The sequence below is a fragment of the Kribbella sp. NPDC058245 genome, assembly GCF_042882005.1.
GTDB lineage: Bacteria > Actinomycetota > Actinomycetes > Propionibacteriales > Kribbellaceae > Kribbella.
This window is the reverse complement of sequence record NZ_JBHVWY010000002.1, coordinates 230601-246464: the sequence shown is the minus strand read 5'-3', so window position 1 is coordinate 246464 and position 15864 is coordinate 230601. Positions and strand designations below refer to the sequence as shown.

General features: G+C 69.4%; 18 protein-coding genes and 1 riboswitch. Of the genes, 15 read left to right on the top strand and 3 right to left on the bottom strand.

From position 1 onward, the window contains the following. The first annotated feature begins 22 nt into the window (after positions 1 to 22). The 3 genes from ACFVWG_RS04665 to ACFVWG_RS04655 all read left to right on the top strand — a co-directional run bounded on the left by ACFVWG_RS04665 (position 23) and on the right by ACFVWG_RS04655 (position 2243). A complete protein-coding gene (locus tag ACFVWG_RS04665) occupies positions 23 to 967 on the top strand; it encodes a zinc-binding alcohol dehydrogenase family protein (RefSeq protein ID WP_391541764.1) in 945 nt (314 codons plus the stop codon). Positions 968 to 1074: 107 nt separating this feature from the next. Next, positions 1075 to 1767: a GntR family transcriptional regulator gene (locus tag ACFVWG_RS04660; protein WP_391541763.1), complete on the top strand. Its 693-nt coding sequence runs from the start codon at positions 1075 to 1077 to the stop codon at positions 1765 to 1767. An 86-nt stretch (positions 1768 to 1853) separates the two neighbouring features. Continuing rightward, the gene (locus tag ACFVWG_RS04655) at positions 1854 to 2243 is read left to right on the top strand and encodes a DUF1761 domain-containing protein (protein WP_391541762.1); all 390 of its coding nucleotides are present in this window, start codon (positions 1854 to 1856) and stop codon (positions 2241 to 2243) included. 3 nt (positions 2244 to 2246) lie between these two features. On the opposite strand, the gene ACFVWG_RS04650 is transcribed toward ACFVWG_RS04655, so the two are convergent. Further along, positions 2247 to 2711 carry a PPOX class F420-dependent oxidoreductase gene (locus ACFVWG_RS04650; RefSeq protein WP_391541761.1) on the bottom strand — a complete coding sequence of 155 codons (465 nt, stop codon included), beginning with the start codon at positions 2709 to 2711 and terminating at the stop codon, positions 2247 to 2249. Positions 2712 to 2923: 212 nt separating this feature from the next. On the opposite strand from ACFVWG_RS04650, the gene ACFVWG_RS04645 reads away from it, so the two are divergent. Both ACFVWG_RS04645 and ACFVWG_RS04640 read left to right on the top strand, forming a co-directional pair. Then, the gene (locus ACFVWG_RS04645) at positions 2924 to 3640 is read left to right on the top strand and encodes a hypothetical protein (protein ID WP_391541760.1); all 717 of its coding nucleotides are present in this window, start codon (positions 2924 to 2926) and stop codon (positions 3638 to 3640) included. Positions 3641 to 3705: 65 nt separating this feature from the next. Next, positions 3706 to 5181: a DNA polymerase Y family protein gene (locus ACFVWG_RS04640; RefSeq protein ID WP_391541759.1), complete on the top strand. Its 1476-nt coding sequence runs from the start codon at positions 3706 to 3708 to the stop codon at positions 5179 to 5181. Positions 5182 to 5185: 4 nt separating this feature from the next. Here ACFVWG_RS04640 and ACFVWG_RS04635 read toward each other — a convergent pair whose 3' ends face one another. After that, positions 5186 to 6385 (bottom strand): RNA polymerase sigma factor, encoded by a 1200-nt coding sequence (locus tag ACFVWG_RS04635; protein ID WP_391541758.1) that lies wholly within the window; start codon positions 6383 to 6385, stop codon positions 5186 to 5188. Then, positions 6382 to 6753: a YciI family protein gene (locus tag ACFVWG_RS04630; protein WP_391541757.1), complete on the bottom strand. Its 372-nt coding sequence runs from the start codon at positions 6751 to 6753 to the stop codon at positions 6382 to 6384. The genes ACFVWG_RS04635 and ACFVWG_RS04630 overlap by 4 nt, the downstream gene beginning before the upstream one ends. A gap of 165 nt (positions 6754 to 6918) precedes the next feature. Here ACFVWG_RS04630 and ACFVWG_RS04625 point away from each other — a divergent pair, with 165 nt between their 5' ends. The 10 genes from ACFVWG_RS04625 to gcvP all read left to right on the top strand — a co-directional run bounded on the left by ACFVWG_RS04625 (position 6919) and on the right by gcvP (position 15814). After that, positions 6919 to 7512, top strand: a complete 594-nt coding sequence (locus tag ACFVWG_RS04625) for a CDP-alcohol phosphatidyltransferase family protein (RefSeq protein ID WP_391541756.1) — start codon at positions 6919 to 6921, stop codon at positions 7510 to 7512. Between the two features lie 3 nt (positions 7513 to 7515). Further along, a complete protein-coding gene (locus tag ACFVWG_RS04620) occupies positions 7516 to 8355 on the top strand; it encodes a DUF881 domain-containing protein (protein WP_391541755.1) in 840 nt (279 codons plus the stop codon). Then, a complete protein-coding gene (locus ACFVWG_RS04615; protein WP_391541754.1) occupies positions 8352 to 8684 on the top strand; it encodes a small basic family protein in 333 nt (110 codons plus the stop codon). Before ACFVWG_RS04620 ends, ACFVWG_RS04615 begins: the two co-directional genes overlap by 4 nt. A 1-nt stretch (position 8685) precedes the next feature. Then, positions 8686 to 9753: a DUF881 domain-containing protein gene (locus tag ACFVWG_RS04610; protein WP_391541753.1), complete on the top strand. Its 1068-nt coding sequence runs from the start codon at positions 8686 to 8688 to the stop codon at positions 9751 to 9753. Between the two features lie 24 nt (positions 9754 to 9777). Next, the gene (gcvH, locus tag ACFVWG_RS04605; RefSeq protein WP_391541752.1) at positions 9778 to 10161 is read left to right on the top strand and encodes a glycine cleavage system protein GcvH; all 384 of its coding nucleotides are present in this window, start codon (positions 9778 to 9780) and stop codon (positions 10159 to 10161) included. Between the two features lie 122 nt (positions 10162 to 10283). Further along, positions 10284 to 10820, top strand: coding sequence for an FHA domain-containing protein (locus ACFVWG_RS04600; protein ID WP_391541751.1), 537 nt, complete (start codon positions 10284 to 10286; stop codon positions 10818 to 10820). Further along, positions 10807 to 11466: a MerR family transcriptional regulator gene (locus tag ACFVWG_RS04595; protein ID WP_391541750.1), complete on the top strand. Its 660-nt coding sequence runs from the start codon at positions 10807 to 10809 to the stop codon at positions 11464 to 11466. The genes ACFVWG_RS04600 and ACFVWG_RS04595 overlap by 14 nt, the downstream gene beginning before the upstream one ends. Positions 11467 to 11489: 23 nt before the next feature. Continuing rightward, on the top strand, positions 11490 to 11984 hold the full coding sequence (locus ACFVWG_RS04590; RefSeq protein ID WP_391541749.1) for a bifunctional nuclease family protein: 495 nt from the start codon (positions 11490 to 11492) through the stop codon (positions 11982 to 11984). Between the two features lie 189 nt (positions 11985 to 12173). Continuing rightward, positions 12174 to 12794, top strand: coding sequence for a MerR family transcriptional regulator (locus ACFVWG_RS04585; protein ID WP_391541748.1), 621 nt, complete (start codon positions 12174 to 12176; stop codon positions 12792 to 12794). A gap of 20 nt (positions 12795 to 12814) precedes the next feature. Further along, positions 12815 to 12905, top strand: a riboswitch (glycine riboswitch). A gap of 77 nt (positions 12906 to 12982) precedes the next feature. Next, entirely contained in the window at positions 12983 to 15814 is a 2832-nt protein-coding gene (gene gcvP, locus ACFVWG_RS04580) for an aminomethyl-transferring glycine dehydrogenase (RefSeq protein WP_391541747.1), read from the top strand. Positions 15815 to 15864: the final 50 nt, after the last annotated feature.

Below are 15864 nucleotides of genomic sequence, written 5' to 3'. Positions count from 1 at the left end.
TCACATATCAAATGGGGGACGGATGAGGTCACAGGAGGGGACTGCGCTGCGCAGTCACGGACCTGGACCGGAGCTGGCGGTCGAGGAGATCTCGCTGACCGCTGGTCCGGGCGAGACTCTGGTCGAGATGCGGTTGGCGGTGACGTCGCAGGACCGGGCAGTGCTGGGCGGCAAACAGCCGGATGCGCCCTTCACACCGGGCTCTGAGGGCTATGGCGTAGTGATCAGCTCCTCAGTTGCCGAGACCGGTGCTGGGGTCGTGCTGCGCGGTGAGGGGATCGGCGTGACCCGGTCCGGGCTGTGGGGACGGTACGCCGTCGTACCCGATGCTGCTGTGCATCCGCTGCCCGCGTCGATGGAGCCGGCGACTGCACTGGCGTTGCTGACACCGGCGTTGACGGCACACACCGCCGTACGGCGAGTTGGTCAGGTTCTGGCTGGAGAGACGGTCGTCGTCACCGGCATCACCGGACTGGTCGCGCGGTTGTGCGCAGCGGTCGCTCGGTCGGCCGGTGCGGCTCGAGTGATCGGGTTGGCCGGAGTCAGTGAGTCCATAGCGCTGGTGGGGGATTTGGTCGACCAGATCGTCCGCGTGGACGAGCTGGGTCAAGTGGGCCGGGACCTGCCGTGGTGTGACCTTGCGGTCGACACCCTGGGCGGGCCGGTGACCAGTGGGGTGCTCGGGCACATCACACCGGGCGGGCGAATCGCCCTACTGGGTTACAAGACTGGTGAGTTCACAACACTCGACCTGCATCAGCTGATCGGCCGCGACCTGCGAGTGCTGCCGGTCAACGTGCAGCGGACGACGCTCGAACCCGGTGCGGTCGGACAGGCGTTGGCGGACATCGCACCAGCGCGGCTGCGGCCGGAAGTCGACCTGTTGCCGGCCAGCCGGATCAGTGAGGTTCTGGACCGATCCGCTTCCGGTGCACGGTTCTTGCTCGACCTGACCGCACTCGGCTGAACTTCGAGCTGAGCAATCTGTTGGCGAAGGCGCGTTGACGGCCTTGCCTGCCGTACGGTTACCTCCCAGAGCTGTTCTGTGTGGAGGAGAGAGGCAGCCCGCGCCCAATGACCCGACGACTCGAGCTCACGCCCGGTGGACCGACCGGCCGTCGTACTCTCGCCGAGGAAGCTGCTGCCGAACTGCACGAGCTCATCCTGTCCGGTGAGCTCCCCAGCGGTACGGCGCTCCGGCTCGAGGAGCTCGCCAAACGGCTCGACATGAGCCAGATGCCGATCCGCGAAGGGCTGCGCCGGATGGCCGCGCTCGGACTGGTCGAGATCGTGCCGCACAAGGGCGCCTGGGTCCGCGAACTGTCGGTCGAGGACCTCCGCGACACCCACCAGACCCGCCTGGCCCTGGAGTCCCTCGCCGTCCGCGCCGCCGCCACCCGCTTCACCGACGCCGACGCGACCGCCGCCCGCACGGCGCTGGCCGAGCACGTCCGCCTCTCCAAGCTCGGTGACAACATCGCCTCCCGCCAGGCGCACACCGAGTTCCACTTCGCGATCTACCGCGCCGGCGGTTCCCGCTGGCTCCCGCGCGCCATCGAACCCGTCTGGCAGAACAGCGAGCGCTACCGCTTCGGCTCCCGCCAGACGAAGGCGCGCATCGAACAAACCCGCCGCGAACACCAGGCCATCCTCGACGCCTGCACCGCCCACGACGAAGCCGGCGCCGAAACCGCCCTCCGCGACCACCTCGAAGGCGCGATGAAACGCATCACCGAAACCATGGAACGCCGTACCGCCCGAACCTGACCTGACGATTTCAGGCAGCGATGTCGAAATCGCCGGGCGAGCTTCTACCTCTGGTCAAAGGCACCACCTAGACCAGGAGAACCACAGTGAAGCTCGCACTCGCCATCGCCGTCTCGGCCGTCGCAGTGTTCGTCGTCAGCAGCATCTGGTACGTCGTGTTCGCCGCGCAACGCAAAGCCTTCGTCCCCGACGCGGCCGGCGGTGACGAACGGCCCGCACCCTGGAAGGCCGCACTGGAGCTGCTCCGCAGCGCCCTCGTCGCCTCCGTGATGGCAGGCCTCGCCGTCCACCTCTCTGCCGACAGCGTGGGTGAGGTGGTCCTGCTCGGCCTCACACTCTTCGTCGGCTTCCCGTTCGTCCTCCTGACCGGCTCGGTCATCTGGGACAACGTCAACTGGCGCCTTGCCGCCATCCACGCCGGTGACTGGCTCCTGAAGCTCCTGGTGATCAGCGTGGTGGTCGGCCTGTTCCGGTGAGGTTCAGTCGGCGAGGTGGGCGGGGAAGCCGCCGGTGGCCAGAGGGCTCCAGCGGGTGGGGGTGATGCGGATGAGGCACTTGCCTTGGGCACGCATCGCCTCGCGGTACTCGTCCCAGTCCGGGTGCTCACCGGAGATGGAGCGGTAGTAGTCGACGAGAGGCTCCACCGCCTCCGGGAGCTGGATGACCTCGCCCTCGCCGTCCACCTGGACCCACGCGCCGTTCCACTCGTCAGAGAGCACCACGACGCTGGTGTGCGGGTTGCGCTCGACGTTGGTGCTCTTCGCGCGCCCCGGGTACGACGAGATGACGATGCGACCCTCCTCGTCCACCCCACCCGACACAGGCGAAGCCTGCGGCGTACCGTCCGCTCGCGTGGTGATCAGCAACATGTGATGACGAGGCCGCACGAACTCCAGCAGCCCCTCAAGATCAACCTTCGTATTCGTAGCAATAGCTCGAGCCATGCCTCCACCCTATGACCCGCCCCCGCCGCACCTTGAGCACCCATCAACCATTTTCGGCGCGCGGGAGTGACTGAGCCGTGCTCAAGGTCGCGGTCGGCCTTCACCTTGAGCACCCATCGACCACGTCATCGCGGGCGAAATGGTTGAGCGGTGCTCAAGGGGGGTGTGGGCGGTGGATTGACACAGTCGAACAGGTGTTCGAACATGGGGTCATGACGGGGATCACGGCGCTCGACGAGGCTCGTGCTTTCCTGTCCAAGACACGGGGGACGAAGGCCCGGGTGCAGCAGGCGCTGGACACGGCGACGGTGGACCGGGGGCTGCCGACGTCGCCGGTGGTCTCCGAGCTGCTGGCGGGTGCTCCGCTGCGCGGTGGCGCGGTGTATTCGGTGCAGGGGTCGACCGCGCTGGTGATGGCGCTGATGGCGGGGCCGTCCGCGGAGGGGGCCTGGTGCGGGGTGGTCGGGCTGCCGTCGTTCGGCGCGGAGGCGGCGCGGGCGCTCGGGGTCGACCTGGAGCGGCTGGTGCTGGTGCCGAATCCCGGGACGGACTGGCTCAGCGTGGTCGCGGCGCTGGTCGATGCGCTCACGGTCGTGGTGGTCCGGCCGCCCGGTGAGGTGACGCCGGGGGAGGCGTCCCGTCTGGCGGCTCGGCTGCGGACACGTGGTGCGCTCCTGATCGCTTCCGGCTCCTGGCCGGGCAGTGAGGCGCGGCTGGAGATCGAGAGCAACACCTGGACCGGCCTCGGCGAGGGCGAAGGACTACTCGCCGCTCGCCAAGCCACAGTCGTCGTCACCACCCGCCGAGCCGGCACCACTCCACGCCGCCACCACCTCTGGCTCCCGGCCCCCGACGGCACCCTCCGCACTATCCCCACCACCCCTGCTCTCACTACTGCCCCGAGTTGGCAGGAAGAGGCGGTCGGATGAGGCGGGTAATGGTGGTCTGGGTGCCGGACTGGCCTGTGGTGGCGGCAGGGGTGGGGGACGGGGCTGTGGCGGTGTTGGAGAAGGGGAAGGTGCTGGCTACTTCGGCGGCGGCTCGGAGGGAGGGAGTGCGGCGGGGGCAGCGGGCCCGGGAGGCGCAGGCGCGGTGTCCGGAGCTGGTGGTGGTGAAGTACGACCAGGTGACGGATGCGCGGGCGTTCGATCCGGTGGTCGAGTGTCTGGAGGCGCTGACGCCGGGGGTGCAGGTGATCCGGCCGGGGATGTGCGCGGTGCAGGCGCGCGGGCCGGCGCGGTTCTACGGGAGTGAGGCCAAGGCCGCGGAGAAGTTGCTGGACCGGCTCGAGACGTTCGAGGTGCCGGGTGGGCGGATCGGGGTTGCGGATGGTCCGTTCGCGGCCGAGCAGGCGGCTCGGGCGAGCTCGGAGCAGACGCGGGTGCTGGTGGTACCGCCGGGGGAGTCGCCGGGATTCCTGGCACCGCTCAGCGTCGACGTACTCGAGCAGCCCACACTCACCGGACTGCTGCGCCGGCTCGGGCTGCGGTCGCTGGGGGCGTTCGGGCAGTTGCCCGGGGCCGAGGTGCTGACCAGGTTCGGCCCCGACGGCGCTTTCGCGCACCGGCTCGCTCGTGGGGCGGACGACCGGCCAGTGGTCGCGAGGGAGGTGCCGCCGGAGCTCACCCGAACGCTCGACTTCGAGCCGCCGGTGGACCGCGTCGACCAGGTGGCGTTCGCGGTCCGGTCGGTGGCCGACGAGCTGGTCGCCCGGCTGACCGAGCTCGGCGGAGTCTGTACGACGTTGCGAGTCGAGGTCGGCACCGAGTCCGGCCGGATCCACGAGCGGGAGTGGCTGCACCCGCGCTGGTTCACCGCCGCGGACGTGGTCGACCGGGTCCGCGGGCAACTCCAAGGCAGCGGTACGGCGACCAGTGGGCTGACCTCACCGGTCACCCGGCTCCGGCTGGTCCCCGAGCAGGTGGACCCGATCGGCTCCCAGGCCGACGGCCTGTGGGGTGGTGGACCGGACGAGCGGATCCATCGCGCGCTGACGCGAGTCCAGAGCATGCTCGGCCATGGCGCCGTCGTCTCAGTGGTGGTCGGCGGCGGCCGCGGCTTCGCCGAACGCCAGACCCACATCCCCTGGGGCGACCGCCCGGTCCCGGCCCACGCCCCTGACCAGCCCTGGCCCGGCGCCATCACCGCCCTCGCCCCCACCACCGTCTTCCCCGACCCCCTCCCGGCTCAGGTCTACGCCGCCGACGGCACCCACGTCTCCGTCACCGCCCGCGGCGACCTCTCCGCAGCCCCCACCGCCTTCCGCCTCGCCCCCGGCCGCCGCGTCGCCGACAGCAACAAACTCCACCCCATCACCGTCTGGGCCGGCCCCTGGACCACCGAAGAACGCTGGTGGGACCCCACCACCACCTCCCGCCAAGCCCGCTTCCAGTTCGTCACCGCCGACACCCGAGCCTGGCTCTTCACCCTCCGCCAAAACACCTGGCACCTACAGGCCACCTACGACTGACCCTTCAGGTGCTCGGGTTGGTCAGAGCTTCGGCTCGGGACTGGAGGTAGTGCTGTTCGGGGGTGCTCTGGGTGAGGCGGGCGGCCACGAGGTAGCACTCGCGAGCGGCTGCCCTGTCGCCGGCTAGCTCGTGGAGGTGGGCCCGGACGGCGGCCAGGCGGTGATGGTCGGTCAGAGCGGGGTCGAGGTCGTCCAGCAGCGTCAGGCCGGCGGTGGGGCCGTGGACCATGGCTACGGCGACTATGCGGTTGAGGGTGACCATGGGGCCGGGGGCGGTGGACTCGAGGAGTTCGTAGAGCATCAGGATCTGGCGCCAGTCGGTGGCGTCGGACTGGAGGGCCTCGTCGTGGACGGCGGCGATGGCGGCCTGGAGTTGGTAGGTGCCGACCGGCGCAGTGGCGAGGGTGGTGGTGATCAGGTCGGTGCCCTCGGCAATGGCCTCGCGGTTCCAGCGGGAGCGGTCCTGGTCGGGGAGGGGGACGAGGTGGCCGTCGGGGGTGGTGCGGGCCGGGCGGCGGGCGTCGGTGAGGAGCATCAACGCCAACAAACCGGCGACTTCACCTTCGGCCGGTAGTTGCGCGTGGAGTTGCCGGGTGAGCCGGATGGCCTCGGTGCTGAGCTCGACGCGGTGCAGGGAATCCCCGGAGGACGCGGTGTAGCCCTCGTTGAAGATCAGATAGAGCACATGCAGTACGGCGGTCAGTCGGGCCGGCAGCTCGTCGGCCGGGGGCAGGGCGAACCGGGCGTCCTGCAGTTTGGCCTTCGCCCTGCTGATCCGCTGGCCGATGGTTGCCTCCGGCACCAGAAACGCCCGGGCGATCTCGCTGGTGGTCAGGCCGCCGACCGCGCGCAGGGTGAGGGCGACCTGGGACTGCGTGGTCAGGTCCGGATGACAGCACAGCATCAGCAGCGTGAGTGAGTCGTCGACCGACGACACCGAGTCGGGCGCCACCTCACCAGTCACCGACTCACGCCGTACCCGAGCTGCCTCCGACCGCAGCACCTCGATCCGCCGCCGGGACGCGACCGTGATCAGCCAGCTCCGCGGATTGTCCGGCAGACCATCGGAAGGCCACTGCATCGATGCCGCGAGCAACGCCTCCTGAACCGCGTCCTCGCAGGCGTCGAAATCGCCGTACCGGCGTGTCAGCGCACTCAGCACCCGCGGTGCCTCCGCACGCAGCACCTCCTCCAACGAAGTCATCGGTACGCCGAAAGATCGCGCACCGGCCGCACCTCGACCACGCTGTACGGCGCCTCCGGGATCAGCGCGACGATCTCGGCCGCCCGCTCCATCGACTCGCAGTCGAGGAGATAGAAGCCGGCCAGCTGCTCTTTCACCTCAGCGAACGGACCGTCCGTGGTGAATGGCTTGCCGTCGCGGACCAGCACCTGCTTGGTCGCGGCCGGTGGAGCCAAGGACTCGGAGGCGAGGAGCTCGTCCCGTTCGGCGAGGGCCTCGTGCAGGGCGGCGTACCCGGCCATGCCCTCACGCTTCTGCTCGTCACTCAGGCCGTCCCACACCGCGCGGGATTCCGGATTGCCGTAGATGAGTACCAGGAACTTAGACACGGTCCAGTATCGATCGGATTACCGGTTCGCAGCACCCATAGCGGGTGACCCGCCGAGACGTTCAGGTGTAGAGGGTGTCCGGCCATGGCCCGGGCCATGGCCCCAAGTACAGTTACGACCGCCTATCCAAACGATAGAGCCAAGGGGTGAGAGAGGAGGGGGCGCGTGCCGGACTTGGAAGTGTCCGACCGGGTGCTCACGATCCCGAACGCGCTCAGCTTCCTCAGGTTGCTGGGTGTGCCGCTGTTCCTGTGGCTGATCCTGGGACCCAAGGAGGACGGCTGGGCGTTGCTCGTGCTGGCGATCTCCGGGTTCACGGACTGGGCCGACGGCCAGATCGCGCGGCGGATGAACCAGACCACCCGGCTCGGGCAGATGCTCGACCCGGTGGCCGACCGGCTGTACATCTTCGCCACGGTGCTCGGGCTGGCGCTGCGCGACATCATTCCGTGGTGGCTGGCGATCGCGCTGCCGCTGCGTGACCTGTTGCTCACGTTCACGCTGCCGGCGCTGCATCGCCGTGGCTTCAACGCGTTGCCGGTGCACTTCCTCGGCAAGTCGGCGACCTTCTGCCTGCTCTACGCGTTCCCGCTGCTGCTGCTCGGTGACGGCGACAGCACGCTGAACCTGCTGGCCCGCGTCTTCGGCTGGGCCTTCGCCATCTGGGGTACGGCGCTCTACTACTGGGCCGGAGTGCTCTACTTCGAGCAGCTGCGGCATCTGATCCAGACAGTGAAACCGATCGACAAGGCCCGGTAGCCAGTGACCGAGCCCGCGACCAAACCAGCACCGCCGCGGCGGGTCGACGCGTCGATGTCGCTGCTGAACAACCTGATGGCGCACCCGATCGACGAGGGGTACGCCGTTGCCGCCCGGAGCCGGCCGCAGCAGGACGGCAAGCCGGCCCGGGTGCGGCACCGGGTGATGCTGACGGTCGCGGCCCTGGTGCTCGGCTTCCTGCTCGCGGTCGCGGCGGCGCAGAACTACCAGGCCGCGCCGGAGGCGGAGAAGCAGCGCAAGGAGCTGATCACCCGGATCAACCAGGCCGACGACCGGCTGTCCGGGCTGCGCACCGACCAGACCCAGCTCGCCGACGAGGTCCGCCGGCTGCAGGCCGAGGGACTGGGCAGCGACAGCGACGGTACGGCGCTCCAGCAGCAGCTCGATGATCTCGAGCTGCAGACCGGGGCGGTCGCGGTGACCGGCCCGGGAGTCAAGGTCGTCGTCGACGACGCCAAGGACGCGGACAAGGAGGGCCGGCTGCTCGACGTCGACCTCCAGCAGCTCGTCAACGGGCTGTGGACGGCCGGTGCGGAGGCGGTCTCGGTGAACGGTCACCGGCTCACCGCGATGACCGCGATCCGTAGTGCGGGCAGTGCGATCACGGTCGACTACGTGTCGCTGACGCCGCCGTACACGGTGCTGGCGATCGGCGACACCGGGACGCTCGAGGCCCGGTTCGCGCAGAGCTCAGGGGGCCAGTGGGTGCAGTACCTGGTCAGCAACTTCGATGTCCGGAAGACGATCACGACGGAGGATTCCTTGCTGGTGCCGGCGGACGCGACCATCGCGCTGCGATACGCGAAGGTGATCGGGAAATGATCGCCGTACTGGGACTGGTCATCGGTGTGGTGCTCGGGCTGCTGCTGGCGCCCGACGTACCGGAGTGGGCCCAGCCCTACCTGCCGATCGCGGTGGTCGCGGCGCTGGACGCGGTGTTCGGCGCCCTGCGGGCGTTCCTGGACGGGATCTTCGACGACAAGGTGTTCGTCGTGTCGTTCGTGTCCAACGTGCTGATCGCGGCGCTGATCGTCTACCTGGGCGACCAGCTCGGCGTCGGCTCGCAGCTGTCCACCGGCGTGGTCGTCGTCCTGGGCATCCGGATCTTCACCAACATGGCGGCCATCCGCCGGCACATCTTCCGGGCCTGACATGAGTGACGAGAAGCCGGACGTCCCGGAGCCCGACAAGTCCGCCGCGGACGACCAGCCGACGGTCGTCGCCAGCTGGTGGAGCGCCGACGGCAAACCCACCGACGCCTCAAAGCCGGCCGACGCCCCGAAGCCCGCCGATACCCCGAAGCCCGCCGAGGAGAAGACGGCCGGTACGCCGGACGATCCCGCGCGCCGCCCGAAGTCCGAGCACGCCAAGCCGCCGCGCTTCGACCCACCGGTCACCAAGCCGGAGCCGCGTCCGCAACCGGAGCCTCTCGAGCAGGCGCACCCGGTGGAACCGACGCCGATGCCGTCCGCGAAGAAGCCGCGCACCCCGAACCTCGCCCTCCGGCGGCTGAAGGCCGGCTTCAAGCCGTCCCGCGGTCAGGCGATCGTGGCCGTGGTCCTCGCCCTCGTCGCCGCGACCGCGGTCGTCCAGGTCCGGGTGAACCGGGCCGACGACGGCTACCAGAACGCGCGCCGCGAGGACCTGATCGCGATCCTCGACGGCCTCGGCCAGAACACCCGGCGCCTGGAGAGCGAGATCGCCGAGCTGGAGGAGCGCAAGAACACGCTGTCCTCCAGCGCCAACAAGGCGAAGACCGCTCAGGAGCAGGCCGACGCCCAGATCCGGACGCTCGGCATCCTGGCCGGCACGCTGCCCGCCCGGGGTCCCGGGGTCCGGATCACGCTGAACGATCCGCAGGGCAAGATGACTTCCAGCAACCTGCTCGACGCGATCGAGGAGCTGCGCGACGCCGGCGCCGAGGCGATCCAGATCAACGGTACGGCGCGGGTCGTGGCCAGTACGGACTTCGTCGACGACGCCCCCGGCATCCAGATCGACGGCACGAAGGTGAACTCGCCGTACGTGATCGAGGCGATCGGCGACTCGCACAGCCTGGCCGAGGCGTCCAACTTTCCTGGTGGTCTGGTCAGTGAGGTGACCGGTCCCCAGATCGGCGGTACGGCGGACGTGAACGAGGAACTCAGCGTCTCCATCACCGCCTTGCACGCGCAGGAGGAGCATCGCTACGCTCGCCCGGCGCCCAGCCCGACCAAGTAATTCCTTCGAGAAAGAGGAACGACGGTGTACCCCGAAGACCTGAAGTACACGGCCGAGCACGAATGGGTGAAGGCCAACGAGGACGCTCCGGTGCGGATCGGTATCACCGACTTCGCGCAGGACGCGCTCGGCGACATCGTGTATGTCCAGCTGCCCGAGGTCGGCAGCGCGGTGCGCGCCGGTGACTCCTGCGGTGAGCTGGAGTCGACCAAGAGTGTGAGCGATCTGTTCGCTCCGGTGAACGGCACCGTGCGCGCGGTGAACGAGGCCCTGGCCGATCAGCCCGACCTGGTCAACACCGACCCGTACGGCGAGGGCTGGCTGCTCGACATCGAGGTCGACGACATCGCCGAGGTCGAGGCGCTGATGGACGCCGAGACCTACCAGGGCCAGCTCGACCCGAGCTAGGTACGCACTGATAGGTTTACCGGACCTCAACCGCTGGTCGAGGGTTGGGGCCCGGGTCCACACTTGTCATCACGGGGTCTACGAAAACAACGTCGCCTAACGGCGATCGGGAGGATCACAGCATGCCGTTCTGCAACCAGTGCGGGCACGAGAACTCCGAGGGCAGCCGCTTCTGCTCGCAGTGCGGAGCGCTGCTCCCTGGGGCGGATCGGCCGGCCGCCGCGACGCCGACGCCGACGCCTGGTGTGACGGACACCGCGATGCTGACGCCGATCAGCGCCGAGCCGGAGACCGAGCGCTTCGACCAGGGCGAGCCGCTGTCGGCCGACGACCAGGCCGCGGTCGGTGCGCTGCCGGCCGGGTCGGCCCTGCTGATCGTCCAGCGCGGCCCGAACGCGGGCAGCCGGTTCCTGCTCGACGTCGACGTGGTCACCGCCGGGCGGCACCCGGACAGCGACATCTTCCTCGACGACGTGACGGTCTCGCGCCGGCACGCCGAGTTCCGCCGCGACGCGTACGGCGTGAAGGTCCGTGACGTCGGCAGCCTGAACGGCACCTACGTGAACCGGGACCGGATCGACGAGGTCCAGCTGAGCAACGGCGACGAGGTCCAGATCGGCAAGTACCGGCTCGTCTACTACGCCAGTGGCCAAGCCTGAGCTGTCGATCGGCGAGGTCCTGCAGCTGCTGCAGGCCGAGTTCACCGATGTCACCATCTCCAAGATCCGTTTCCTCGAGGCCGAGGGGCTGGTGACACCGGCGCGCACCGCGTCGGGCTACCGCAAGTTCAGCGCGGGCGATGTCGAGCGGCTGCGCTACGTGCTGACCGCACAACGCGACCAGTACCTGCCGCTGAAGGTCATCAAGGAGCACCTCGGTGCCCTCGACCGCGGACTGCGCCCGGCCGCGGGTGGACCGCCGATCGCTCCCAGTACGCCGGCCGCGGGGCCGGCCGCCGACGACTTCGGTGCCACCGGCACCGATCTCCGGCTGACCAGGGCGGAGCTCTGCGCCGCGGCCGGAGTCAGTACGGCGTTGCTCGCCGAACTGGAGAGTCACGGCCTGATCGTGGCCGAGGGCAAGCATTTCGGCGGGGACGCGATCGTGGTCGCCCAGGTGGCGGCCGAGCTCGCGACGTACGGGATCGAGCCGCGGCACCTGCGGCCGTTCCGGACCGCGGCCGACCGCGAGGTGGGGCTGATCGAGCAGGTGACCGGACCCCGCCGTACCGATCAGACCCAGGAGCTGGCGGCGCTGACTGTGCGGTTGCACACGGCACTGGTGAGATCCCGGCTGCCGCGCTGACCGGCGCGGAGTAGGGTGAACTTGTGCGCGAAGTCGACGTAGTCGGAGTCCGGGTCGAGATGCCCTCGAGTCAGCCCATCGTGCTGCTCAAGGAGGTCGGCGGCGAGCGGTACCTGCCGATCTGGATCGGGGCGGCCGAGGCGAGTGCGATCGCGTTCGCCCAGCAGGGGATGGAGCCGCCCCGGCCGCTGACCCACGACCTGTTCGCGGAGACGATCCGGGTGCTCGGGCACACGCTCACCCAGGTCCGGATCGTGAACCTGACCGACGGCGTCTTCGAGGCGATCCTGGTCTTCGACGACAAGACCGAGATCTCGGCCCGCCCGTCGGACTCGATCGCGATCGCGCTGCGGACCGGTACGCCGGTGTTCTGCGCCGACGAGATCCTCGCCGAGGCCGGGATCCCGGTGCCGGAGAGTGAGTCCGGAGCCGTCGACGAGGTCCAGGAAGAGGAGGAGGTCGAGCGCTTCCGCGAGTTCCTCGACCAGATCACCCCCGAGGACTTCGACAAGAGCTGAACCGGTTCTGGGCGCCTGAACCAGGCAAGACCGGGAAGGTAACGATTCGGGCGGGAGCCGCGACACGCATTCGGCTCGGAGCGGTTGTCGTTGACCCTCTCAGGTCGGCGGCTTACCGTGAAGGAGTTGTGGGGTGCAGTTACTCCACGGAGGTGACTCGTTCCAGTAGGTATCCAGGGAGGCTCAGGCGTGACACGCACCGGCGACACGGATCTGACGGCGCAGTCGACGTCCGAAGCACGCGCCGAGGCGGTCGCCGCGGCCGGCGTCCAGGGCTTGCTGTTCGACGACGACCTGCGGCCGATGCCGGAGGATGTCGGGTTCCGTGGACCGACGGCCTGCGCCGCGGCCGGGATCACCTACCGCCAGCTCGACTACTGGGCCCGCACCGGCCTGGTCTCGCCGTCGGTGCGTCCGGCGACCGGCTCGGGTACGCAGCGGTTGTACGGTTTCCGTGACGTCCTGTTGCTGAAGGTGATCAAGCGTCTTCTCGACGCCGGGATCTCGCTGCAGCAGATCCGGACCGCGATCGCCCACCTGAGCAAGCGCGGCATCGACGACCTGACCCAGATCACGCTGATGAGCGACGGCGCGTCGGTCTACATGTGCACCTCGCCGGACGAGGTCATCGACCTGCTGGCCGGTGGCCAGGGCGTCTTCGGCATCGCGCTCGGCGGTGTCTGGCGGGAGGTCGAGGGCTCGCTGTCCGAGCTGCCGACCGAGCGTGCCGACGGTCACGGTGAGGGCGACGGCGAGAACCACGCGAGCGACGAGCTCGCTGCCCGCCGCCGGGCCCGCATGACCGGCTGAGGTACCCTCTACCTAGCTGTTCACCGCACTCGGGAGAGACCCGTGCAAACCGGGCGCCGAAGGGGCAATTCCTCCCCGGAACCTCTCAGGCCCATGGACCGGGTGCGATAGGCGACTCTGAAGCGTGCGCTCGTGCGTGACAGAGGGGGAGGCCCCCGGAAGCTACAGCCAGCAACGGAGCCTCTTTGATGACGGAAATTTCAGCAATCTTCGCCGACCGGCACATCGGGCCCCGCCCGGACGAGGTCGCGCGGATGGTCGAACTCCTCGGGTACGCCGATGTCGACGCGCTCGCGGATGCCGCCGTACCGGCCTCGATCCGGTCTACCGAGCCGCTGCGGCTGCCGGAGCCGGCCTCCGAGGTCGACGCGCTGACCGAGCTGCGCCAGCTCGCGGCCCGCAACAACGTCGCCACCTCGATGATCGGCCAGGGCTACTACGGCACCTTCACGCCGTCGGTGATCGTCCGCCGGCTGGTCGAGAACCCGGCCTGGTACACGGCCTACACGCCGTACCAGCCGGAGATCTCCCAGGGCCGGCTCGAGGCGCTGCTGAACTTCCAGACCGTGGTCTCCGACCTGACCGGTCTGCCGACCGCGAACGCGTCGCTGCTCGACGAGGGCACCGCGGCCGCCGAGGCGATGACGCTCGCCCACCGCTCCAACCGCAAGAGCAAGTCGAACCGCTTCCTCGTCGACGCGGACACCTTCGCGCAGACGATCGCCGTGGTGCAGACGCGCGCTGAGGCACTGGACATCGAGGTGGTCGTCGCCGACACCACCGGCGGTCTGCCCGAGGGCGACTTCTTCGGCTTCCTGGTGCAGTACCCGGGCTCCGGCGGTGCCGTCCGCGACCTCAAGCCGCTGATCACCGCCGCGCACGAGCGCGAGACGCTGGTCGCGGTCGCCTCCGACCTGCTCGCGCTGACGCTGCTCGAGGCGCCGGGTGAGGCCGGGGCCGACATCGTGATCGGTTCCTCGCAGCGCTTCGGCGTCCCGCTCTTCTACGGCGGTCCGCACGCCGGCTTCATCTCGGTCCGCGCCGGTCTCGAGCGGTCACTGCCCGGCCGGCTCGTCGGCGTCTCGGTCGACGCGGACGGCGCTCCGGCGTACCGGCTCGCCTTGCAGACCCGTGAGCAGCACATCCGTCGCGAGAAGGCGACCTCCAACATCTGTACGGCGCAGGTCCTGCTGGCCGTGGTCGCCTCCATGTACGCCGTTTACCACGGACCGGATGGGCTAAAGGCTATCGCCGGCCGCGTGCACGACTACGCGGGCAAGCTGGCCGCGTCGCTGCGCGCCGGTGGCGTCGAGGTCGTGCACGGCGACTTCTTCGACACCGTGCTGGCCCGCGTCCCCGGCGCGGCCGCCGACGTCGTCGACGCTGCCCGGCAGAACGGCATCTGGCTGCGCCAGGTCGACGCCGACCACGTCGGCATCTCCTGTGACGAGAAGACCGACGCCGCCGCGCTGACCCGGGTCTGCCAGTCCTTCGGAGTCCAGTACGACGACACGCTGGCCGCGCCCGAGGTCGCCGTACCGCGGAGCTCGGAGTACCTGACGCACCCCGTCTTCAACACGCATCGGTCCGAGACGTCGATGCTGCGCTACCTGCGCAAGCTGTCCGACAAGGACTACGCGCTCGACCGCGGCATGATCCCGCTCGGCTCCTGCACGATGAAGCTGAACGCGACCACCGAGATGGAAGCGGTCACCTGGCCGGAGTTCGCCGACATGCACCCGCTGGCGCCGATCGAGGACGCCGCCGGATACGTGAAGCTGATCGGTCAGCTGGAGCGCTGGCTGGCCGAGGTCACCGGGTACGCGAAGGTGTCCATCCAGCCGAACGCCGGCTCACAGGGTGAGCTCGCCGGGCTGCTCGCGATCCGCGGGTACCACCGGGCCCAGGGCAACGGGGACCGCAACGTCTGCCTGATCCCTTCCAGCGCTCACGGAACGAACGCTGCGTCGGCCGTGATGGCCGGGATGAAGGTTGTTGTTGTCAAGGGCAACGATGACGGCACGATCGACCTGGACGACCTGCGCGCCAAGACCACCGAGCACGCGGAGAAGCTGGCCGCGATCATGATCACCTACCCGTCCACCCACGGGGTGTACGAGGAGAGCGTGACCGAGGTCTGCCGGATCGTCCACGAGCACGGCGGCCAGGTGTACGTCGACGGGGCGAACCTGAACGCGTTGCTCGGGCTCGCGAAGCCGGGTCAGTTCGGCGGCGACGTCAGCCACCTGAACCTGCACAAGACCTTCTGCATCCCGCACGGCGGTGGCGGTCCGGGCGTCGGCCCGGTCGCGGTCGCCGCGCACCTCGCGCCGTACCTGCCGAACCACCCGCTGCTCGACCAGGCCGGCCCCGAGTCCGGCGTCGGCCCGATCAGCGCGGCTCCCTTCGGTTCTGCCGGTGTCCTGGCGATCTCGTGGGCCTACATCCGGATGATGGGTGGCGAGGGTCTGACCGCCGCGACCAAGGCCGCCGTACTGACGGCGAACTATGTCGCCAAGCGGCTTGAGGGCGCCTTCCCGGTCCTCTACACCGGTGAGAACGGCCTGGTCGCACACGAGTGCATCCTGGACCTGCGGCCGATGACCAAGGAGACGGGCATCAGCGTCGACGACGTCGCGAAGCGCCTGGTCGACTACGGCTTCCACGCGCCGACGATGTCGTTCCCGGTCGCGGGCACGCTGATGGTCGAGCCCACCGAGTCCGAAGACCTCGGCGAGCTGGACCGCTTCTGCGACGCGATGATCGCGATCAAGCACGAGATCGACCGGGTCGCGGCAGGGGAGTGGCCGGCCGACGACAACCCGCTGGTCAACGCCCCGCACACCGCCGCCTCGGTCATCAACGACAAGTGGGAGCACGCCTACACCCGCGAAGAGGCCGCCTTCCCGCAGTCGGTCGACCGCGCCTCGAAGTACTGGCCGCCGGTCCGCCGCATCGACGGCGCCTACGGCGACCGCAACCTGATCTGCTCCTGCCCGTCCCCGGAGTCGTTCGAGTAATCACGCACCACCCCAAAGGCCGTCTGCTGATCACAGCAGGCGGCCTTTGC

Excerpts from the sequence above, each read along its gene's own strand:
- ACFVWG_RS04660 (WP_391541763.1), top strand. The coding sequence starts at position 1,075 with ATGACCCGACGACTCGAGCTCACGCCCGGTGGACCGACCGGCCGTCGT.
- ACFVWG_RS04610 (WP_391541753.1), top strand. The coding sequence starts at position 8,686 with ATGAGTGACGAGAAGCCGGACGTCCCGGAGCCCGACAAGTCCGCCGCG.
- ACFVWG_RS04615 (WP_391541754.1), top strand. The coding sequence starts at position 8,352 with ATGATCGCCGTACTGGGACTGGTCATCGGTGTGGTGCTCGGGCTGCTG.
- ACFVWG_RS04665 (WP_391541764.1), top strand. The coding sequence starts at position 23 with ATGAGGTCACAGGAGGGGACTGCGCTGCGCAGTCACGGACCTGGACCG.
- gcvP (WP_391541747.1), top strand. The coding sequence starts at position 12,983 with ATGACGGAAATTTCAGCAATCTTCGCCGACCGGCACATCGGGCCCCGC.
- ACFVWG_RS04650 (WP_391541761.1), bottom strand. The coding sequence starts at position 2,711 with ATGGCTCGAGCTATTGCTACGAATACGAAGGTTGATCTTGAGGGGCTG.
- ACFVWG_RS04645 (WP_391541760.1), top strand. The coding sequence starts at position 2,924 with ATGACGGGGATCACGGCGCTCGACGAGGCTCGTGCTTTCCTGTCCAAG.
- ACFVWG_RS04600 (WP_391541751.1), top strand. The coding sequence starts at position 10,284 with ATGCCGTTCTGCAACCAGTGCGGGCACGAGAACTCCGAGGGCAGCCGC.
- ACFVWG_RS04635 (WP_391541758.1), bottom strand. The coding sequence starts at position 6,385 with ATGACTTCGTTGGAGGAGGTGCTGCGTGCGGAGGCACCGCGGGTGCTG.